The following is a 21,021-nucleotide window of genomic DNA, read 5'->3' on the forward strand; positions in this document are numbered from 1 at the left end:
CGATTGCGCATCCCAAATTACTTGGAGATGTGAGCGATCAGGTCCAGAACTTTGCTGGAGTAGCCCATTTCGTTGTCGTACCAGGATACAACTTTAACGAATTTGTCGTTCAGCTGGATACCAGCCTTGGCGTCGAATACGGAGGTCTGACGCTCACCCAGGAAGTCGGTAGATACAACTTCGTCTTCGGTGTAGCCCAGAACGCCTTTCATAGCGCCTTCGGAAGCAGCTTTCATCGCTTCGCAGATTTCTGCGTAGGTGGCAGCTTTCTTCAGGTTAACGGTCAGGTCAACAACAGACACGTCCGGAGTCGGAACACGGAAAGCCATACCGGTCAGCAGGCCTTTCAGTTCCGGGATAACTACGCCAACAGCTTTGGCTGCACCGGTAGAGGACGGGATGATGTTCTGAGCCGCACCGCGGCCACCGCGCCAGTCTTTGGCAGACGGACCATCAACGGTCTTCTGGGTAGCAGTGGTAGCGTGAACGGTGGTCATCAGGCCAGACTCGATACCGAAGGTATCGTTCAGAACCTTGGCGATCGGGGCCAGGCAGTTGGTGGTGCAGGAAGCGTTGGAAACGATGTCCTGGCCAGCGTAGGTAGCGTCGTTAACACCCATTACGAACATCGGGGTGGCGTCTTTGGACGGGCCAGTCAGAACAACTTTCTTGGCACCAGCAGCGATGTGCTTACGAGCAGTCTCGTCGGTCAGGAACAGACCGGTAGCTTCAGCAACAACGTCAACACCGATTTCGCCCCACTTCAGGTTGGCCGGGTCACGCTCAGCGGTAACACGTACGGTTTTGCCGTTTACAACCAGGTTGCCGTCTTTAACTTCAACGGTACCGTTGAAACGACCGTGAGTTGAATCGTACTTCAGCATGTAAGCCATGTAGTCAACATCGATCAGGTCGTTGATACCAACAACTTCGATGTCTGCACGCTCGCAAGCCAGACGGAATACGAAACGACCGATACGGCCAAAACCGTTAATACCTACTTTGATAGTCATATTTAGTTACCTAACTGTTCAGTAGTCAAAGAAAATTCCGCTTGTAAATTTACTAGAACTCTCCGGTGAGTCAACCAACATTCTGTCTGAAATTGCGCTATATCATGAAAAACTGTGAAATTAATTTTCTGTTTATGTAACTGATTACCACGTTTTGACGAAAAAAGTGCCAGATCGTGGCATCGCGCAGATATCAACAATAGTGCCTACTCGGTCACACAACCATTCACAGAGATATGTAAAAATGTGCGCGGTTTAGCATGGCCCATAGAGCCACTGTTCAAGTACCACCCCATAAAAATCAAACAAAATAGTATAGATAGAATCCACAGCGGGAATTCTCAAACTATGACCACCCTGATTGAACAGCTGGCTGCCGCAAAAGGTATCGCCAGCGAGTATGTCGATGCCTGGGGCCACCCGGCCCAGGTATCAGAAGAGAGCAAGGCCGCCATGCTGGGCGCCATGGGCTACCGCGTCGATGACGAGGCCGCACTGGTGCAGCAGCTGGAAGAGGAACATCGTCAGCACTGGCTGCGGGCGCTGGATCCTGTGATGGTGGTTCGCACCGGCGACACCGTTACCCTGGAGGTTCGCCTCCCCATCGAATTCGTCAACGACGCCCTCACCTGGCAGCTCCAGCAGGAGCAGGGTGCAGTGCTGTCCGGTCAATTCACCCCCATCGAGGGTGAGCTGGTCGGCGTGGCCGAATTTGAAGAGATGGAGTGCCAGGCCTATCGCGTCACCCTGGAGATGGCCCCGGAGCTGGGTTACCACCAGTTGGTGCTGCTGGAAGAGGGCAATGACGAGCCGTTGGCCACCATGCGCCTCATCGTCGCCCCCAAGGCCTGCTACAAGCAGGCGCCGATTGCCGATGGCCGCAAGGTATGGGGCCCGAGCGTGCAGCTCTACTGCCTGCGCAGCCGCCACAACTGGGGTATCGGTGATTTCAGCGATCTGGGCCAGCTGGTCGAGAAAGCCGCCGCCTGGGGTGCCCACTTCGTTGGCCTCAACCCTATCCACGCCCTCTATCCGGCCAATCCGGAGAGCGCCAGTCCCTACAGCCCCTCTTCCCGTCGCTGGCTCAACGTGGCCTATATCAATGTGGAAGCGGTGCCCGAATTCCAGCAGAGCGATCGCCTGAAGGCGGAAGTGGCAAGTCCTGCCTTCAAGCAACATCTGGCCGATCTGCGCGCCAAAGAGAACGTCGATTACACCGGCGTGATCCAGACCAAACTCGGCATGCTGCGTCAGGTGTTCGATGAAGCCACCCTGAGCGCCGAGCGTCAGGCCGCCTTTGATGCCTTCGTGGCCGCCGGTGGCGACAGCCTGCAACAGCAGGCAGCATTTGATGCCCTTCAGGCCCACTTCTATGCCAAAGGCGAAAATGCTTGGGGCTGGCCGGTATGGCCGCAGGAGCTGCGCGATTACCACAACCCTGCCGTTGCCGCCTGGATGGCCGAGCACCCGCAAGATGTCAACTTCTACCTCTATCTGCAGTTCCTGGCTGACGAACAACTGGCGCAAGCCGATGCCCGCGCCAAGGCTGCCGGCATGGTGATGGGGATCTATCGGGATCTGGCGGTGGGCGTCTCCGAAGGCTCCACCGAGATCTGGGCCAACCAGGATCTCTACTGCCCGAAAGCCTCGGTCGGTGCGCCGCCCGATATCCTCGGCCCGCTCGGTCAGAACTGGGGCCTGCCCCCGATGAACCCGAACAAGCTGTTCGAAGCGGCCTATCAGCCGATGGTGGACTTGTTCCGTGCCAACATGCGCTCATGCGGCGCACTGCGCATCGACCACGTGATGGCCTTGCTGCGCCTGTGGTGGGTACCGCCCGGAGCGTCCGCCGCCAAGGGCGCCTACATCTACTATCCGGTCAACGATCTGCTGGGCATTCTGGCCCTCGAATCCCACCGCAATCAGTGCCTGCTGATCGGCGAGGATCTGGGTACCGTGCCGGAGGGGATCGACGTGACCCTGAAAGAGAACGGCGTTCACTCCTACAAGGTGTTCTTCTTCGAGCGCTCCAAGGACGATGGCGGCTTTATCTCCCCGGCGCACTACACCGAGCAGGCGATGTCGGCCCTGACCACTCACGACATGCCGACCCTCAAGGGCTTCTGGCACTGCGATGATCTGGCGCTCGGCCGTCAACTGGGTCTGTATCCGGATGAAGATGTATTGAAGACTCTGTATGCTGATCGCCACCAGGCCAAACAGCGGATCCTCGACAGCTTGCATGCCCACAAGGTCATCTCTGACAACATCAGTCATGACGTGAACTGGGTCGGCATGAACACCGAACTCAACCACGGTCTGCAGATCCACATGTCCCGCGGCAGCTGCGCCCTGTTCAGTACCCAGCTGGAAGACTGGCTGGAGATGGACAAGCCGGTCAACGTACCGGGCACCAGTTACGAATACCCCAACTGGCGCCGCAAGCTTTCCGCTGATCTGGAAGATATTTTTGCCAATGAGGCACTCAAGGCACTGGCTGGCAAGATGAGCCAAGCCCGTGATGAGGCCAGTCGTTGAGACGCTGTCTCCCACAGCGCTCTCACCTAAATCCACTCCGGCTTCGGCCGGAGTGGATGCTCTGTCATGAAAGGAAATCTCGATGCTCGTTGAACGTTTGGTTGCTGCCCGCTGTTCCGATCCCTTCTCTCACTTAGGCCTGCAGGCCAATCCGGATGGGCCCGGCCTCAAACTGACCGCCTGGTTGCCTGATGCCCTCGAAGTTCGCGTCAAGGATCTCAAATCGGGCAAAGTCGTTGCCACCCTGGCGCCCACCGATGAATCGGGTCTTTTTGAAACTGTTTTCACCCGCCGCAAAAACTCCTTCCCCTATCAGCTGATCGCCAGCTACCAAGATGCCACCACCGAGGTCATCGACCCCTATCAGTTTCAGGATGCCGCTTGGGCAGGCCTGGCCGAACTGACCGCCCAGCCGGAAAACCTCTACCACACCCTTGGCGCCCAGCTGCGCACCGTGGAGCATCTTGGCCAGCAGGTGGAAGGGGTGCGTTTTGCGGTCTATGCGCCGAGCGCCACCGCTGTGAGCCTCATCGGCGATTTCAACTTCTGGGATGGCCGCCGCCACCCGATGCAGCGCAGCCTCTGCGGTCACTGGGTGCTGTTTGTGCCGGGCCTCAAGGCCGGGGATCGCTACAAGTTCGAGCTCAAGGACCCCATGGGCAACCGGCTGCCCCACAAGAGCGATCCGGTCGGCTTTTACTGCGAGCAGTATCCGTCGTTCGCTTCCGTGGTCTATGACCACGCCCATTACCAGTGGCAGGATGCCGAGTGGATTGCCAGCCAGCACAACGACAAACGCGAGCAGCCGCTCTCCATCTATGAGCTGCATGTCGGCTCCTGGAAGCGCCACCCCAATGGCGACAGCCTGAGCTGGCGCGAGCTGGCAGTGGAGCTGGTCGCCTACGTCAAGGAGATGGAGTACACCCACATCGAGCTGCTGCCGGTCTCCGAGCACCCCTTCAGCGGCTCCTGGGGCTACCAGCCGGTGGGCATGTTCTCCCCCACCAGCCGCTACGGCACCGCTGATGATTTCAAATACTTCGTCGACCAGTGCCACCAAGCCGGGATCGGCATCATTCTGGACTGGGTGCCCGCCCACTTCCCGTCCGATGCCCACGGCCTGGCCCGTTTCGATGGCACCCCGCTCTACGAGTACGAGGATCCGCGCCGTGGCTGGCACCCGGACTGGAACTCCTACATCTATGACTTTGGCCGCGACACAGTGCGCCAGTTCCTAGTAGCGAGCGCCCTGTTCTGGCTCGACAAGTTCCACATCGACGGCCTGCGGGTGGATGCGGTCGCCTCCATGCTCTATCTGGACTACTCCCGCAACGCCGGTGAGTGGGTACCGAACGTCGATGGCGGCAACCACAACTACGAGGCGATCAGTCTGCTCAAGTGGACCAACGAGGAGGTCTACGGCAAGTACCCCCACGCCATGACCATAGCCGAAGAGTCCACCGCCTTTGCCGGTGTCTCCCGCCCCACCTTCCTCGGTGGCCTCGGCTTTGGCTTCAAGTGGAATATGGGCTGGATGCACGACACCCTCACCTATATGCAGAAAGAGCCGATCCACCGCCGCTATCACCACAACGACATGACCTTCTCCATGGTTTACCACTATGACGAGAACTTCATCCTGTCGCTCTCCCACGACGAGGTGGTACACGGCAAGCACTCCATGCTCTACAAGATGCCGGGCGACGAGTGGCAGCAAGCCGCCAACCTGCGGGCCTATATGGGCTTCATGTACGCCCACCCGGGCAAGAAGCTCAACTTCATGGGCACCGAAATCGCCCAAAGCAACGAGTGGAACCACGACGCCCAGCTGCCGTGGCATCTGCTGCAATATCCCAAGCATGCCGGTCAGCAACGGCTGATCCACGATCTCAACCACCTCTACCGTCATGAGCCTGCCTTGTATCAGGCCGATTATGAGCAGACCGGCTTCCGCTGGCTGGATCACAACGATGCCGACAACAGCATCTTTGCCTGGCTGCGGGCGGACAAAGAGGGCAAGCAGGCTATTGTTGTGGCTTGCAACTTCACCCCGGTGCCCCGTCTCGAATATCGGATCGGCGTCCCTGCGGCGGGCCACTATCGGGTGGTGCTCAACACCGACAGCGAGTATTACTGGGGCAGTAACTATGATGTAGGTCTGGTGTTCGCTGCCGAGCCGACCCCCTGGCAGGGGATGGCACACAGCATAGTGCTGGATCTGCCGCCGCTGGCGACCTTGTTTATCAAACAGGAGTCTTGATGCTTGTAATGGAAAAAGGGGTGGGCCACCCGCTGGGGGCCCGCCTTGACGAGAACGGTTGCCACTTCTGCGTCTGGGCCCCCCAGTCGGACAAGGTGGAGATCTGCCTGTACGACGAGCAGGAGCAGGAGCTGATGCGGCTGGAGCTGCCCGGCCGCCGTGGCCAGTATCGCTTTGGCTACGTACGCGGCGTAAAGGCCGGTCAGCGCTACGGCTATCGGGTCTATGGTACCCCGCAGGAGGGGATGCTGTTCGATCCGCAAAAACTGCTGATTGACCCCTACGCCAAGGCGCTCAGTCGTCCCACCTACTGGGATGAAGCCCTCTATCAGGGTGACAGCGCCGGGATGATTGCCAAGTCGGTGGTGGTGGATGACAGTTTTGACTGGCAAGGGGTTGGCAAACCCGGGATCAGCCCGGCCCGCACCATTATCTACGAGACCCACGTCAAGGGCTTTACCAAGCAGCATCCAGGGATCCCCAAAGCGCTGCAGGGCACCTACCTTGGCATCTGTCACCCGCTGGTCATCGAGCACATGAAGAGTCTCGGCATCACCTCGGTGCAGCTGATGCCGGTGGCCGCCTTCATGTCGGAACCGCGACTGGAGCAGTTGGGACTGACCAACTACTGGGGCTACAACCCTATCGCCTTCTTCGCCCCGGAGCCGCGCTACAGCACCAGGGCGGCCGAGGCGGTGACCGAGTTCAAGACCATGGTGCGCGAGCTGCACCGGGCCGGGCTCGAGGTGATCCTGGATGTGGTCTACAACCACACTGCCGCCTCTGGCTTCGACGGCCCTACTCTCTCGTTCAAGGGCTTTGACAACGCCGGTTACTACGCCTTCGAAGCGGGCCCCCACGGCCCCGACTACACCCGTCACGCCAACGTGACCGGCTGTGGCAACAGCGTCAATCTGGATCACCCCAACACCCTGCGGCTGGTGCTCGATGCTCTGCGCTACTGGGTCACCGAGATGCAGGTGGATGGCTTCCGTTTCGATCTGGCGGTGACGCTGGCGCGGGAAGCGGGGGAGTTCGAGCCCATGGGCGCCTTCTTCAAAGCAGTGATGGCCGACCCTGTGCTGTCACAGGTCAAGCTCATCGCCGAACCCTGGGATATCGGCCCCTTCGGCTACCGGCTGGGTCAATTCCCGAGCCAGTGGCAGGAGATCAATGACCGCTACCGCGATACTGTGCGCGCCTTCTGGCGCGGTGATGCGGGCAAGATGGGGGACTTTGCCACCCGTCTGGTGGGTTCGCGGGATATCTTCCCGAAGAACTGGCGCTCCCCCCACACCAGCGTCAACTACCTCTGCTATCACGACGGTTTCACCCTGGAGGATCTGGTCTCCTACAACCAGCGCCACAATCAGGCCAACGGTGAAGACAATCGGGACGGTCACGGCAACAACCTCTCCTATAACCACGGGGTTGAGGGGCCAACCCTGGATCCGCGGGTCAACAGCCTGCGCCAGCAGCAGAAGCGCAATCTGATTGCCACCCTGCTGCTGTCGCAAGGGACCCCGCACTTCCTCGCCGGCGACGAGATGGGCCGCAGCCAGCTTGGCAACAACAACGCCTACTGCCAGGACAACCAGATCAGCTGGGTCAACTGGCAGTGGCGACCGGAGGATGAACGGCTGTTCGCCTTCACCCAGCAGATGATGGCACTGCGGGCGGAATCCACCGTCTTCTCCAACCTGCAACTGAGCGATGACAGCTGGCACGGCACCGCCACCAGCTGCCATCAGGTCAACTGGTATCACCCGGATGGCCACCAGCTCACCGATCAGGATTGGCACGCCCCCATGGGGCAGGCGTTCGCCATGGATATCGGCATGATCAACTGTGTCGGCGAGCGCTGGTACGTGCTGTTCAACGCCAGCGACTACGATATCCAGTTCCGCCTGCCACCGCCGGGGGAAGGGCTGGAGTGGATCCAGACCATCGACACCGCCACTAACGATGGGCTGCCCTTCCTGCCCGATGACATCAAACGGCAGGTGGCGGTCGGCCGGGCCCACTCCCTCAAACTGCTGGAGCGGGTGGCGCTGGCCAGCACGGCGGAGGATGCCCAGCCACCGCAGCAGGAAATTCTCCCTGCATCCGGTGAGGAGATGGTTGCCACCTCGATCACAGATACAGGCAAAGCATAACAGGCATGCTGGAGTCAGCTTTACGGAGCCGCTATGCTGGGCTCCGGTATGGATGGCAAGGAGTCGGTATGAGCAGTAACAATCCGGAACAGTGGCGCAGCAAACTGACCCCCGAGCAGTTTCACGTCTGCTGGGAGAAGGGCACCGAGCGCCCCTACAGCGGCGCCCTGCTCCACAATCGCAAGAGCGGCGACTACCTCTGTGTCTGCTGCAAGAGCGTGCTGTTTCACTCAGGAGCCAAGTTTGATTCCGGCTGCGGCTGGCCCTCGTTCGACAAGGCCATCGAGGGGACGGTGGAGTACACCGAGGACAACAGCCACGGCATGAAGCGAGTGGAGATCACCTGCCGCCAGTGCGGCTCTCACCTCGGTCACGTCTTCCCCGACGGACCGACCGAAACCGGCCAGCGCTACTGCGTCAACAGCCTGAGTCTGGATTTCGATCCCGACGCTTAAGCAGCTGACCCATTGCAATAAAAACGGCGCCTCCATCACGGAGGCGCCGTTTTTTATCGGGATTTCACCGCATTCACGCCAGCAGGATAGCAGCCATCACCAACAGGGCCGCGATGGCCGGTATCGGCAGCTTCACCACCCGCAGCAGATAAAAACCGATGGCCGCCAGCGCCAGATCGGTCGGCGCCAGCACCGCGCTCTGCCACACCGGCTGATAGAGGGCCGCCAGCAACAAGCCCACTACGGCAGCATTGATGCCGGTGACGGCCCCCGCCAGACGGGGCCGGGCCAGCCACTGTTGCCAGCAGGTGCCCACCGCCCAGAGCAGCAGAAAGCCGGGTGCAAAGAGCGCCAGGGTCGCCAACAGGGCCCCGATCATCGGCATCTCGGGCTGCAACTGTGCGCCAAGATAGGTGGCAAGGGTAAACATGGGGCCCGGCACCAACTGGGCCAGGCTGTAACCGGTCAGAAACTGCTGCTCGTTGAGAGTGTGGCCCACGCTCTCTTGCAGCAGCGGCAGCACCACATGGCCACCGCCAAACACCAGACTACCGGCGCGATAGAAGTCGGCAACCAGCTGGCCAATCGGGCTACCGAGCAACGGCAGACCAATAAAAAGGATGCCAAACAGCAGCAGGGTCGGCCAATGAGGCTGACTGCTGGCGGCAGCAGGCAGCTCGGCGGTGGCAGGGCGACTCCCCGCCCCGCGCTGGCTGCGGGCGCAGATCAGCGCAGCTCCCGCCAGCATCAACAGTTGAGTCAACAGACCGGGCTGCCACCAGAGTGCGGCAGCGGTCACCACCATGATCCCTTGGGTCATTCCCGTGGCACAAAACTGACGACTCATGGTGAGCACCGCATCGGCCACCACGATAAGCGCCAGCAGTTTAAGGCCATGCAAGGCAGCGTCGAGCCACAGATTGCTGCCCAGCTGGCCGATGCCGATCGCGGCCGCCAGTAGCAGCAGAAATGAGGGCAGCGTGAAGCCAAGAAAAGCTGAGAGCGCCCCGCCCAGACCGGCGCGATGACGACCGATGGCGAAACCAAGCTGGCTGGAGGCGGGCCCCGGCAGCAGTTGGCACAGCGCCAGCAAGTGGGCAAATTCGGCCTGTGTCAGCCAGCCTAGCCGCTGGACGAAGGTACGCTGGAAATAGCCGATATGAGCGGCCGGGCCGCCAAAACTGATGCATCCCAGCCATAAAAACTGAATAAATACCTGTCCCACGCTCTTCTCCCTCATCCCTCTTCTCCCGATGGAGTGGGGATATTATGACAGCGCGATGATCGTTTTATGACAATCAGGCTGATTCGGCCGACACCATGGGCATATCACCCGGCAAATAGCAGCGTCCCGCCAGCCAGCAAGCAATGGACTGGCGGCTGGCGTCGAAATGGGGCTCGGGCAACTCGCGCGGATCGCACCAGACCCAGCCTTCGCACTTCTCCGGCTCCAGCAGTTGCGGTTCGCCATCGGCCCGGGCGTGCAGCGTCACCGAGATATAGTGCAGCCCGCTCTCGCGCCAGGTCTCCAGATTGTTGGTCACCGCTACCACCTCGGGCCCGTGGATCTCAAGTCCGGTCTCCTCGGCCACCTCGCGGATCGCCGCCGACTCGAAGCTCTCCCCCAACTCCAGATGACCACCCGGGATCGACCAGTAGGGGGCATGGCTCCCCTTGCGTTTGCCAAGCAGCACCTGGCCTTGGGGGTTGGTCAGGATGACGCCGACCCCGACGCGGGGATAAAGAGTGGACATGAAAACGCTCCTTCAATCAGGCAATAAAACGGCCCCACCTTAGGCCCAAGGAGGGCACAGGGCAAGCCCCGGCTGCACGGCACCTGCGCCTGTCTGTGGCCCCTCCCCTTGCCCCTTAACCGGTTATCACTGATGCTGGGGAGTGAAGCCCGGATGGAGAGGTTATCCCCATCCTCTCAGTCCCCCATCACCCCGAGGAGTACGCCATGAAAAAATTGCTCCCCCTGTGCGCCCTGCTGCTCACGGCTTGCCAAACCACGCCGCCCCCCAACTCGCTCGCCATCGATGATGCCGACGCCTGGCAGGCCATTTGCAAAGATGGCACCCGGGTTCGCGCCGTGGTGGCAGAGGGGATCTGTGGGGATCATCGCGGGGTAGCCATGTGGACGAATAAGCCAAGAGCTGAACGGATGGCAGAAGAAGCCGCCAAATAGTGTGATCCAGACACCATAAAATGACTATGCCGGCCAATTGGCCGGATTTTTTCGCGATCTCGCCAGCACTTTGCCACCTTGTTCATGGTGCGCTCAGTTTTCTGTTCCCATACTGGCCCTACAGTTCCAAAAGAGGAGAGACAAGATGCAAACATCCATCGTCGGGCTCTCCATTCTGTGGGGGCTAGCCAGTTTTGGTGTTCAGGGGGATTTCATCGAGAGCCGTGATTCCGTTGCGCCATCCTGGCAAGCCGAGTCCAGAGTGGAGATGGAAGGTTATCTGATTGAATCGCTTGGCGAAGATCGCTGGCTGTTCGACAACGGCAGCGAGAGCCTGCTGGTCTCCCTGCCCGAGGGGCAGTGGGTGCCGACCGGTGAGCGGCTGCGGGTCAGCGGCGAACCGCAGCAGGAGCAGAGCGGCTGGCTGCTGCAGGTGGAAGACATCAGCCAGGTCAGCGTCTGACAGCGGCAGTCGCCCCGTCACCGCGACAGCTAATCCAGACCCGATAACCACTACCGCATAACCAAGAGCGAATAGCAAAAGAGGAGGCCACTGGCCTCCTCTTTCTGTTTATATAAGCGGCTTGCGCGGGCTCACCCCAGATGGTTGAGCGGCAGCGCCGTCTTGTGCTTGATGCGGCGCAGCACGAAGCTGGAGCGCACCCCGGTCACCCCCGGAATATGGGTCAGCTTGTCCAGCAGGAAGTGCTGGTAGTGCTCCATATCGCGCACCACCACCTTGAGCTGGTAGTCGGCATCGTTGCCGGTGATGAGGTCACACTCCAGCACTTCGGGCAACTCGCTGATGGCGCGATCGAAGTTTTCGAACCGCTCGGGCGTGTGTCTGTCCATGGATATATGAATGTAGGCGGTGAGGGTGAGGCCAAGCTGGCGGGCGTTGAGCAGAGTAACGTGGGTGTCGATGAGACCGGCATCCTCCAGCGCCTTGACCCGGCGGGAGCAGGGGGACGGCGAGAGCCCTACCAGCTCGGCCAGTTCCAGATTGCTGATGCGGCCATTCTCCTGCATCAGCTCGAGAATATGTCTGTCTATGCGATCAAGTTTCAGCATCTACCCTTCCTCGTTGCAATGACTAATCCACTTTTCCTAGATTAAGGGTGAAGTATTGCAAAAACAACCGAAATAAGTGGTTACTTTGCAACCACTCACCGGCACGGGAGGGATACTATGGTTACATCTTCCGGTGGCAAAGCAGATACCTGACCGGGTCTCTGCGGTGAAGGACCTTACCGGGTCAAGAGCCCCATCAGCCGTCTTACCTTATCGGGAAACGACGGGCTGGAACGAGAGAACCCCCTCCCCGAAGGCAACAAAGCAGGCATCCCGGCGCCTGCTTTGTTGTTTTTGGGCGTTTGGCGCAATCAGAGCGCGGGCGGCGTGATGCGATAGAGGCAGCGATGCGCCCCCTCCAGCAGATATTGCTCCCGCTCCACCGTCGCCGGCGCCAGCAGCTGGCGAAACAGCGCCAGCTCGCTGCGACAGAAACCGCGGCAGGTACGCGCTGCCGCACAGATGGGGCAGTGGCTCTCCCACAGCAGCCAGCTACCATCCTCTTCGCGGAGGATCTCCGCCATGTAGCCCTCGCGAGTACGCAGCTCCTTGAGCGCCGCCAGCCGGCCAGATAGACCATGGGACCCCAGCGCCTCCTGATAGCGAGCAAGCATTTGCTGCTCCCGCTGCTGGATCAGCCGCTCCATCCCCTCCTCGCCAAACAGCTCGCGCACGTTGTCGATCAGTTGCACGGTCAGGTCGCTATGGCTATCGGGGAAGCGCTGCCAGGCCTGCTCGGTGAGCTGCCACAGCCGCACGGGACGACCGCGCCCGCGCGCCTCGTCGCTGAATGTGACCCACCCCTCCTGCTCCAGCGTGAGCAGGTGCTGGCGGGCGCCCATGGAGGTCATCTGCAACTGCTCCCCCAGCGCGGCGGCGCTCTGCGAGCCATGGCTCTTGAGCAGAAACAGGATCTTGTCGGTGCTTGCGTTCATGATCTCATTATGGGGAGCGCTCTTTATTAAATCAACAATTCACTTTACTTAATCCCGTCTATGAATCAGCATAAATAAACCAATAACTTTATTTAATGGGTGCAACATGGAGAAACACGGGCACAAAAATCCCCTCTGGGTGCTGATCATGACGGTCACGCTGGCAGTTGCAGGTTTCAGTCTCCCCTCCCCGGTGTTGGCACCTTTGCTGCTGGATCCGGCCCACGGCATGCTGACGCCGGATGCCTCCGACTGGAGCCGCAAGGTTTGGCTGGGGGTCATCATGGGGCTCTATCCCCTGTTCCAGCTGGTGGGCAGTCCCTGGCTCGGTCGCCTCTCCGACCGCTATGGCCGCAAGCCACTGCTGTTGCTCTCGCTGGCGGGGGTACTGGCAGGCTATGCCCTGATGGCACTCGGTATCGCCTGGCGCTCCCTCCCCCTGCTGCTGCTCAGCCGGATTGTAGAGGGGCTATGCAACGGCAACATCGCCATAGTGCAGGCGATGGCAGCGGATCTCGCCGGCAAGGAGCACAAGGCCCGCAGCTTCGCCTGGATCAACATCGGCATGAATCTGGGCTGGGTCGTGGGGCCGATGATCGGGGGCTACGCCGCGGTGATCTCGGGGGATTACAGTCTGGCCGCCTGGCTGGCGGTAGGAATGACCCTGCTCAACCTGCTGCTGGTCTACTGGCTGATCCCCTATCGTCCGCCGGTGGCGGCCACCCGTCAGACAGCGACCCTCTCCAGCCGCCAGTTGCTGCTGCAACCGGCCCTGCTGCCCTACTTCGCACTTACCCTGATCAGCTATGGTGCGGTGCAGCTCTATTTCACCTACTTCAATATCTGGCTGGTGGAGCGGCTGTCCTGGGATCCGGCCCAGCTGGCGCAGGCGGCGGTGCTGGTGAGTCTGCCCATGATGGCGGGCTCCTGGCTCGGCTCCCGCATCGCCCGCCACTGGCGCGGCAGCTCCCTCGGGATTGTCGGCCATCTGGTGATGGCGAGCGGCATGCTGCTCTTTATCCTGCCCGTGCACTGGTGGGGGCTGGCACTCACCTTCGTTCCGGCTGGCATCGGCATGAGCCTGGGGGAACTGGCCACTTCGGTGGCGATCTCCAACCGCAGTCACCCGGAGCAGCAGGGGCAGGCGATGGGGCTCTACCGCGCCCTCGCCGTGGGCAGCGAGATCCTGGCGGTGCTGCTCGGCAGTCTGGTGCTGCTGGCCGGTACCGAGTGGCCCTTCTATCTCGCCACCCTCTGCTCCCTTGCCAGTGCCGCCGGTTTCTATCTGCTGCGCCGCCGTGCCGACCGTCGTCAACAGCTGGCCAGCTGCACCTGAGCCACGAAGGGATCACAGTTCGGCGCTTCGGCCGCGGGCAAGACTTGCATCGGGGCGCCGGGTCTGGGACGGTAAGGCTCTTTGCGGATTTGTTCGATGCTGGAGGAGCTATGAGTGAGTACAAGGCCATCGCGCTCGATATGGATGGCACCCTGCTGACCCGGGATCACAAGATCTCGTCGGCCACCCGGGCAGCACTGGCGCAAGCCCGCGCCCACGGCATCAAGGTGCTGCTGGTCACGGGGCGCCACTACATGACGGCGCGTCCCTTCCACCACGAGCTGGCACTCGATACCCCCCTCATCTGCAGCAACGGCGCCTATCTCTATGATCCGGTGCAAAACGGGATCCTCAGCGGCGACCCGCTGGCGGCCGCCCCGCTTACCGAGCTGCTGGCCGCGGTCGAAGCACAGCAGATGAGCGCCCTGTTCCACCTGAGCGAGGGGATCGGCTACATCGGCTGCGAAGAGCATGTCACCCGCATCCGCCACTGGTCGGCCAATCAGCCGGACCACCTCAAGATCGCCCTCCACCCGGTCGAGGAGCTGGCAGGCTGGCTCGACAACCCGGTCTGGAAGCTGGAGCTGTTCAATCAGGATCCGGCACGCCTGCACACCTTTATGGGCGAGGTGGTCGAGCAGATGCCCTTTACCCGCGACTGGGCGGCCCCCTATGCGGTAGAGCTGGTACAGCCCGGTTGCAGCAAGGGCAACCGGCTGGCCCAGTGGGCTGCCTGCGAAGGAATTGCGATGGATCAGGTGGTAGCGTTTGGGGACAACAACAACGACATCAGCATGTTCGAGCAGGTGGGACTGGCGGTGGCCATGGGCAATGCGGCCCCGCAGATCCAGAGCCATGCCCATCGGGTCACGGCCGACCACAACGAAGATGGTATCGCACTAGCGCTGCAGCGCTGGGTTCTGCCCTGAGCTGACAAGATGCAACATGGCCAGCACGCGGGCTGGCCATGAAGAGAGGGATTAACCGCCGAAGGAGAACTGGATCACCCGATCCGGATAACGCAGACGGTTGTACTCCCGGCGCAGGGATTCGTAGTGGCGAATGGCCCGATCGCGCTTGGCGCGGTAGTAGTCGCGCTGTTCCGTGTTGGTTTCGTTGCGGATGCTGCGCTCCAGCGTATCGATATCCAGCTCGGTACGCTCCAGCTCGTCGCTGATCTCCCGCATGCGAGCAGCCAGTTTGTACTCTTCGTAGCCACGCTGATACTGCTTGAGGAAGCTGGCGTCATTGGGGCATACCCCCAGATAGGCCTGCCCCTCCTTTCCCTTGCTGTAAGCCAGCTCGGGAATGCAATAGAGCTCCAGCCCCTTGTCGTAGCCCCGTTTCCACTCGGCCTCATCCACCCGGAGGCCATATTCGCTGCAAGACGAAACGTAGTCGCGGGTCGCCTGACGGGTTTTGCCTTCCGATCCATCCTGATAACCCAGGTTGTACCAACTCATGGTGCGGCACTCATCTTCTGACAGGGCACTGCATCCCGCCAGCAATACCGGCAGGGTCAGCAACAGGATTTTGGGGGACATGAACAGACTCCGGAAAAGATAGTGAGCGGCATTCTAGAGAGGATAAAAGGCCATAACAAGGGATGCGCTCCCGTGCGGTCTGGCGCGGTTTATTTGATGTTTTTGTCACTATTCAACGCCGTGCCAGACGGGGCGGCCAACCCGCTTTCCTTGTTATCAGGCGCAAGGTAAACTGCGCCATCTTTTAACTGGCGCGCAACAAAAACAATGAAAGTCCTGACCGTCGATTACCGCTCACCCGATGCGGCCCAACGCTTCACCGAATCCCTGCGAACCACCGGCTTTGGCGTGCTGACCAACCACCCCATTCCGAAAGAGCTGGTGCAGTCCATCTACGACAACTGGTATCGCTTCTTCATGAGCGAGCAGAAGCAGGATTTTCTGTTCAACCGCGAGACTCAAGATGGCTACTTCCCGCCGTCGGTCTCCGAGGTGGCCAAGGGCCATAGCCAGAAAGACATCAAGGAGTACTTCCACATCTACCCCTGGGGCCAGATGCCGGAAGAGCTGAAGGAGCAGGCGATGGAGTACTACCGCCTCGCCAACGGTCTGGCCGCCGAGCTGCTGGGCTGGGTCGAGCAGTACACCCCGGCCGATATCGCCGCTCACTACAGCTGCCCCCTCTCCTCGATGATCGAAGAGAGCCAGAAGACCCTGCTGCGGGTGCTGCACTATCCGCCGTTCGATGGCACCGAGGAGCCGGGCGCCATCCGCGCCGCCGCCCACGAAGATATCAACCTGCTTACCATTCTGCCCGCCGCCAACGAGCCGGGGCTGCAGGTGAAGGGCTCCGACGGCGAGTGGATGGACGTGCCGTGTGACTTTGGCACCCTCATCATCAATATCGGCGACATGCTGCAGGAGGCCTCTCGCGGCTACTACCCCTCCACCACTCACCGCGTCATCAACCCGACCGGTGGCAGTGCCGCCAAGTCGCGTATCTCCCTGCCGCTGTTCCTCCACCCGCGCCCGGATGTGGTGCTCTCCGAGCGTCATACCGCCCACAGCTACCTGATGGAGCGGCTGCGCGAGCTCGGGGTGATCTAGTCCACCGACGAGCAGTTGTCAGAGACCAAACCGGAGCAATCTCGCTCCGGTTTTTATTTGGTGGCAGGATTGGCCAAAAAACAGAATTAAATTAGCCAATCGTGCCAATAAATCGCATTTACACCTGATAACCGTCGTAGTGATTGCGCCGTGACCTCCGTAACATGAGCGCCATTCTGCCCCTGCCAAGGGGCGCTCGATTGGAGTTCTTATGAAGCAGTCCCAATGGTCATCCCGACTCGGCTACATCCTCGCCGCAGCGGGTTCCGCGGTCGGTATCGGCGCAATCTGGAAATTCCCCTATGTCACCGCAGTCAACGGCGGCGGCGCCTTCCTGCTGGTCTTTCTGCTGTTCAGCTTCACCCTGGGGGTGGCGGTACTGATGGGGGAGACCCTGCTCGGCAGCATGAGTCGCCGCGGGGTAGTGGGTGCCTTCTCCGATCTGCTCGGCAAACAGTGGCGCTGGGTTGGGGTAATGGGGGTGATCTCTACCCTGCTCATCTACTGCTTCTACAGCGTGGTGGGCGGGTGGACCCTGGGTTATACCGGCATGGCCATCTCCGGCGATCTCAACCATGGTGATGCAGCAGCCCTCACCGCCCGCTTCAATGACTATGTCAGCGGCGACGTCTGGCCCATTCTCACCCATCTGCTGTTTGCCGCCCTCACCTGGATGGTGGTGCAAGGAGGCATTCAGAAAGGGGTGGAGCGCACCCTGCGCTGGATGATGCCGGCCCTGTTCCTGATGATCCTGATGCTGGTCGCCTTTGGCCTCACCCTGCCCAATGCGATGGCGGGAGTACGTCACTTCCTGATGCCCGACTTCAGCAAGCTGGGGATGTCCGGCGTGCTCGATGCCATGGGGCTGGCCTTCTTCTCCCTCTCCATCGGTCTGGGCATTCACACCACCTACGGCGCCTATCTGCCGACCAGCAAAGGGGTTGGCCGCTCCAGCCTCTGGGTGGTACTGCTGGCCAGCATGGTGGCAGTACTGGCGGGGCTGATGATCTTCCCGGTGCTGGCCTCGACCGGTATCGACCCGGCCTCCGGCCCCGGTCTCACCTTTATGACCATGCCGGCGGTGTTTCAGCTGCTGCCCTTCGGTCAGGTACTTGAGGTGATCTTCTTCGCCCTGCTGGTCTTCGCGGCGCTCTCCTCGGCCATCTCCCTGCTGGAGCATTTGCAGTGCTTCCTGTGCGAGACCTGGGGCTGGTCACGCCGCACGGCCTGCAGCGCCATCACTGGATTCGTCATGGTTAGCGGTGTTCCGGTCAGCCTGTCGTTTGGCCCGCTGCAACACGCAACCCTGTTTGGCAAAACCATCTTCGAGCTGCTGGACTTTGTCACCTCCAACCTGATGATGCCGCTGTTCGGCCTGATGCTGACGCTGCTGCTGGGCTGGAAGCTGGGACGCAAGGCGCTGCCGCAGGGGATTGCCAGCCACTGGCATCACCTGCTGATGAACTGCTGGCGCTGGATTGCCCCCTTGCTGATCGGCGGGATCTTGATTCGCGGTCTGGTGTGACGGTTACTCTTCGCGGGCGGGCTCATCGGCCCGCCCCTGGGCGGCTCTGACTGCATCCAGGGCATGCTGCCAGCGGGTGATCTCGGCATCATCCGTCCCCTTGGAGAAGACAATATAGAGACCGGCCTGATGGAGCAGCACGCCACTACTGGCGATGCTGCGCCGGGATAGCCCCATCTTGTCGATGGTGGCCTCCATGACCATTTCCGCCATCGGCAAGGCATCTATCTTGCCCAGCATCAGCCGCTCTATCGCCTCTCCGACCGTCTGGTAGCGCACCAGATTGGTGTAGCCCTCATGGGTCAGCCGCACATCATCAGCATTGCCCAGCACTACCCCCACTCTGGGTAGATCTCGCAGCTGCGCCAGCGAGGTCAGCGGATGGCGGCTATCCGGCGCCTGATAGATAAAGACCCGATTGATAAAGAGCGGGCCAACCCATTTGAAATGGGACTCCCGCTCCGGGAGCCGCTGTACCACGAACAGTCCATAGCCGGGCTCGACCCGTGCCAGTGCCAGCGCCCGCTTGAGCGGGTAAATCCGCACCGGATAGCGGGTGCCAAGCTCCTCCTGCACCTCATCGATCAGGCGAATGGCGAATCCGTCGAGCTTGCCGTCGCGGTATTCGGTAAAGGGGGGTAAGTCGTGACTCAGCAGGGTTAATGCGGGCTGCGCCGACACACTCAGGCTGATCAGTAACCAGGGCAGCACCATCCATCTCATACGACATCCTGTCTCATCGTTGTTCCCGTCTGTGCCATGTAGCGGTCACTAGTTCCAGAAGAAGCTACGTCGATTATCGCCCAGTAAATAGCCACAAGGTAGAAAAGATACGGCCCGGCGAGGTTTTCCCCCACTGAGTTGTACGTATAGCCAGAGTGGTGACAGCGGCACAGATAAAAAATTTTTTATTTTATGTGTCAATTATTCTTTCCATGGTTTAGGCTGTTTCCTCATTCATTAGTCAGGTTGTCACCTCATGTCTGCCATCCTCGTGCTGTTTGGTCGATTTTTTAGCTCGCAAGAGAGGTGACCTTGCACGCACAGTTTTTCTGAATGTTCATTGCAAAGGTCGCCTCAGGCGGCCTTTTTTATGGTCTGTCGTTTATTGCTACAGAGGAGTATTGCTTCGATGTCGTGTTACCCGGAGGTTGTATGAGCCAGGTTCAGTGGTCTTCCCGTCTCGGTCATGTGCTGGCCGCAGCAGGCACAGCGATTGGCCTTGGTGCCATCTGGAAGTTTCCCTATGTGACCGCCACCAATGGCGGTGGCGCCTTCCTGCTGGTTTTTCTGCTGTTCAGCTTCACCCTGGGGGTAGCGGTACAGGTCGGCGAAACTCTGCTCGGCAGCCATAGCCAGCGCGGGGTGCTCGGCGCCTTTCGCAAACTGGTGGGGCCGAACTGGCGCTGGATGGGGTATATGGGGATCGCCTGCGGCTTCTTTATCTACAGCTTCTACAGCGTGGTCGGTGGCTGGACCGTGGGTTACGCCGCGCTGGCGATGGCTGGCAAGCTCAACCTGAGCGAGGGGAGCGCCCTCACCGCCCTGTTCAACGGCTATGTCAGCAACCCCTGGTGGCCGGTGCTGACCCATCTGATCTTCGCGGGCCTGACCTGGTGGTTCGTGCAGGGGGGTATTCAGAAAGGGGTTGAGCGGGCGCTGCGCTGGATGATGCCCGCGCTCTTCATCATGATGCTGCTGCTGGTGGGGGTCGGTCTCTCCATGCCGGGCTCCATGGCGGGTGTGCGCCAGCTGCTGCTGCCGGACTTCTCCATGCTGACCGGCCAGAGCGTGCTGGACGCGCTGGGACTGGCCTTCTTCTCCCTCTCCATCGGGCTCGGGGTACACACTACCTATGGCGCCTACCTGCCCAATAGCGAAGGGGTGCTGCGCTCCGGGGTCTGGGTGGTCACCCTAGCCAGCCTTATCTCGGTGCTGGCGGGCTTGATGATCTTCCCGGCGCTGGCCTCCACCGGTATCGACCCTACCGCAGGCCCAGGACTCACCTTTATGACCATGCCTGCCGTGTTCAGTCATCTGCCGTTCGGTCAGGGATTAGGTGTGGTCTTCTTCCTGTTGCTGCTGGTCGCCGCCCTCTCCTCCTCCATCTCCATGCTGGAGCATCTGGTGCGCTTCACCACCGAGGAGTGGAGCTGGTCGCGCCGTGGTGCCTGCCGGGTGTTGACCCTGCTTATCATGGCCTCCGGCATTCCGGTGAGCCTGTCGTTCGGCCCATGGAGCGATCTGACCCTGTTTGGCAAGACCATCTTCGAGCTGCTCGACTACCTCACCTCCAACCTGATGATGCCGCTCTTTGGCCTGGTATTGACCCTGCTGCTGGGCTGGCGACTGGGTGATGCCATCCTGCCTGCGGGCCTGTCACCCGCCCTGCGTCTGGCGCTGCTTTGGTGCTGGCGTGTGGTGGCGCCGCTGCTGATCAGCGGGATCCTGATCCGCGGGATCATGTAACGCCTTGCGCACCCTTGCGGGCAGGCCTTGGCCTGCCCTTTTTATTGCTGGCGTTCACTTTATTACAGGCGTTCATATAAGCAGCATCACGATGGACAGGAGTGCAGTCGGGCAATCTCGGCAAAGCAGAGTAGAGGATGTGCGAAATGACAGAGTGGCAGAGTGGCACAATAAGAGGTGGTGCTTGGCTCGCCACAACGGCAACAGAAGAAGCTGGAGTACTGAATTTTAGGCAAAAAAAATCCCCATCTGAGTGGGGACTTTCTCTGCAACCGCAGCTGATATCTCAGCTTCGCTTGCGAATATGGTGGTCGTTACTGGGATCGAACCAGTGACCCCCTCCTTGTAAGGGAGGTGCTCTCCCAGCTGAGCTAAACGACCTGGGATTCTGAAATGATGGTGGGTCGTGCTGGATTCGAACCAGCGACCAATTGATTAAAAGTCAACTGCTCTACCGACTGAGCTAACGACCCATCTAAATCAT

The 21,021-nt window shown here is 60.4% G+C and carries 18 protein-coding genes and 2 tRNA genes; 11 read left to right on the top strand and 9 right to left on the bottom strand.

The window, feature by feature from the left end; all coding sequences use genetic code 11:
• Positions 1–17: 17 nt before the first annotated feature.
• Positions 18–1,013, bottom strand: a complete 996-nt coding sequence (gap, locus tag AB5Y67_RS01435; RefSeq protein WP_139739792.1) for a type I glyceraldehyde-3-phosphate dehydrogenase — start codon at positions 1,011–1,013, stop codon at positions 18–20.
• Positions 1,014–1,361: 348 nt separating this feature from the next.
• Here gap and malQ point away from each other — a divergent pair, with 348 nt between their 5' ends.
• From malQ to msrB, 4 genes are all read left to right on the top strand, one after another.
• Positions 1,362–3,551, top strand: coding sequence for a 4-alpha-glucanotransferase (gene malQ / locus AB5Y67_RS01440; RefSeq protein ID WP_199427611.1), 2,190 nt, complete (start codon positions 1,362–1,364; stop codon positions 3,549–3,551).
• An 82-nt stretch (positions 3,552–3,633) separates the two neighbouring features.
• Complete coding sequence (gene glgB / locus AB5Y67_RS01445; protein ID WP_199415717.1) at positions 3,634–5,811, top strand: 1,4-alpha-glucan branching protein GlgB; 2,178 nt, start codon at positions 3,634–3,636, stop codon at positions 5,809–5,811.
• Complete coding sequence (gene glgX / locus AB5Y67_RS01450) at positions 5,811–7,967, top strand: glycogen debranching protein GlgX (RefSeq protein ID WP_199427610.1); 2,157 nt, start codon at positions 5,811–5,813, stop codon at positions 7,965–7,967. The genes glgB and glgX overlap by 1 nt, the downstream gene beginning before the upstream one ends.
• 68 nt (positions 7,968–8,035) lie before the next feature.
• Positions 8,036–8,422, top strand: coding sequence for a peptide-methionine (R)-S-oxide reductase MsrB (gene msrB / locus AB5Y67_RS01455; protein ID WP_005354730.1), 387 nt, complete (start codon positions 8,036–8,038; stop codon positions 8,420–8,422).
• Between the two features lie 73 nt (positions 8,423–8,495).
• On the opposite strand, the gene chrA is transcribed toward msrB, so the two are convergent.
• Entirely contained in the window at positions 8,496–9,662 is a 1,167-nt protein-coding gene (chrA, locus tag AB5Y67_RS01460; protein WP_199427609.1) for a chromate efflux transporter, read from the bottom strand.
• 58 nt (positions 9,663–9,720) lie between these two features.
• Complete coding sequence (locus tag AB5Y67_RS01465; RefSeq protein WP_199427608.1) at positions 9,721–10,176, bottom strand: NUDIX hydrolase; 456 nt, start codon at positions 10,174–10,176, stop codon at positions 9,721–9,723.
• Between the two features lie 206 nt (positions 10,177–10,382).
• Here AB5Y67_RS01465 and AB5Y67_RS01470 point away from each other — a divergent pair, with 206 nt between their 5' ends.
• Complete coding sequence (locus AB5Y67_RS01470) at positions 10,383–10,610, top strand: hypothetical protein (protein WP_005335715.1); 228 nt, start codon at positions 10,383–10,385, stop codon at positions 10,608–10,610.
• Between the two features lie 145 nt (positions 10,611–10,755).
• Positions 10,756–11,073 carry a hypothetical protein gene (locus tag AB5Y67_RS01475; protein WP_005343224.1) on the top strand — a complete coding sequence of 106 codons (318 nt, stop codon included), beginning with the start codon at positions 10,756–10,758 and terminating at the stop codon, positions 11,071–11,073.
• A 131-nt stretch (positions 11,074–11,204) separates the two neighbouring features.
• Here AB5Y67_RS01475 and AB5Y67_RS01480 read toward each other — a convergent pair whose 3' ends face one another.
• Entirely contained in the window at positions 11,205–11,681 is a 477-nt protein-coding gene (locus AB5Y67_RS01480; protein ID WP_005304871.1) for an Lrp/AsnC family transcriptional regulator, read from the bottom strand.
• Positions 11,682–11,992: 311 nt separating this feature from the next.
• On the bottom strand, positions 11,993–12,616 hold the full coding sequence (locus AB5Y67_RS01485) for a metalloregulator ArsR/SmtB family transcription factor (RefSeq protein ID WP_199427607.1): 624 nt from the start codon (positions 12,614–12,616) through the stop codon (positions 11,993–11,995).
• A 106-nt stretch (positions 12,617–12,722) separates the two neighbouring features.
• On the opposite strand from AB5Y67_RS01485, the gene AB5Y67_RS01490 reads away from it, so the two are divergent.
• The gene (locus AB5Y67_RS01490) at positions 12,723–13,952 is read left to right on the top strand and encodes an MFS transporter (protein WP_123172358.1); all 1,230 of its coding nucleotides are present in this window, start codon (positions 12,723–12,725) and stop codon (positions 13,950–13,952) included.
• Between the two features lie 110 nt (positions 13,953–14,062).
• Positions 14,063–14,881, top strand: a complete 819-nt coding sequence (locus tag AB5Y67_RS01495) for a Cof-type HAD-IIB family hydrolase (RefSeq protein ID WP_199427606.1) — start codon at positions 14,063–14,065, stop codon at positions 14,879–14,881.
• A 51-nt stretch (positions 14,882–14,932) separates the two neighbouring features.
• On the opposite strand, the gene AB5Y67_RS01500 is transcribed toward AB5Y67_RS01495, so the two are convergent.
• Positions 14,933–15,496, bottom strand: a complete 564-nt coding sequence (locus tag AB5Y67_RS01500; RefSeq protein WP_123172356.1) for a DUF2799 domain-containing protein — start codon at positions 15,494–15,496, stop codon at positions 14,933–14,935.
• A 207-nt stretch (positions 15,497–15,703) separates the two neighbouring features.
• On the opposite strand from AB5Y67_RS01500, the gene AB5Y67_RS01505 reads away from it, so the two are divergent.
• Positions 15,704–16,543: an isopenicillin N synthase family oxygenase gene (locus AB5Y67_RS01505; RefSeq protein ID WP_076492465.1), complete on the top strand. Its 840-nt coding sequence runs from the start codon at positions 15,704–15,706 to the stop codon at positions 16,541–16,543.
• 211 nt (positions 16,544–16,754) lie between these two features.
• Entirely contained in the window at positions 16,755–18,068 is a 1,314-nt protein-coding gene (locus tag AB5Y67_RS01510) for a sodium-dependent transporter (RefSeq protein ID WP_160882248.1), read from the top strand.
• 3 nt (positions 18,069–18,071) lie between these two features.
• Here AB5Y67_RS01510 and AB5Y67_RS01515 read toward each other — a convergent pair whose 3' ends face one another.
• Positions 18,072–18,791 (bottom strand): ABC transporter substrate-binding protein, encoded by a 720-nt coding sequence (locus AB5Y67_RS01515; protein WP_160882247.1) that lies wholly within the window; start codon positions 18,789–18,791, stop codon positions 18,072–18,074.
• 432 nt (positions 18,792–19,223) lie between these two features.
• Here AB5Y67_RS01515 and AB5Y67_RS01520 point away from each other — a divergent pair, with 432 nt between their 5' ends.
• Positions 19,224–20,537 (top strand): sodium-dependent transporter, encoded by a 1,314-nt coding sequence (locus AB5Y67_RS01520; RefSeq protein WP_199427605.1) that lies wholly within the window; start codon positions 19,224–19,226, stop codon positions 20,535–20,537.
• A gap of 305 nt (positions 20,538–20,842) precedes the next feature.
• Here AB5Y67_RS01520 and AB5Y67_RS01525 read toward each other — a convergent pair.
• Together AB5Y67_RS01525 and AB5Y67_RS01530 are read right to left on the bottom strand one after the other, a co-directional pair.
• A tRNA-Val gene (locus tag AB5Y67_RS01525) sits at positions 20,843–20,918 on the bottom strand.
• A 16-nt stretch (positions 20,919–20,934) separates the two neighbouring features.
• Positions 20,935–21,010, bottom strand: a tRNA-Lys gene (locus tag AB5Y67_RS01530).
• Between the last annotated feature and the right edge of the window lie 11 nt (positions 21,011–21,021).

This window comes from Aeromonas sp. s12 (assembly GCF_040907925.1).
Lineage (GTDB): Bacteria > Pseudomonadota > Gammaproteobacteria > Enterobacterales > Aeromonadaceae > Aeromonas > Aeromonas veronii.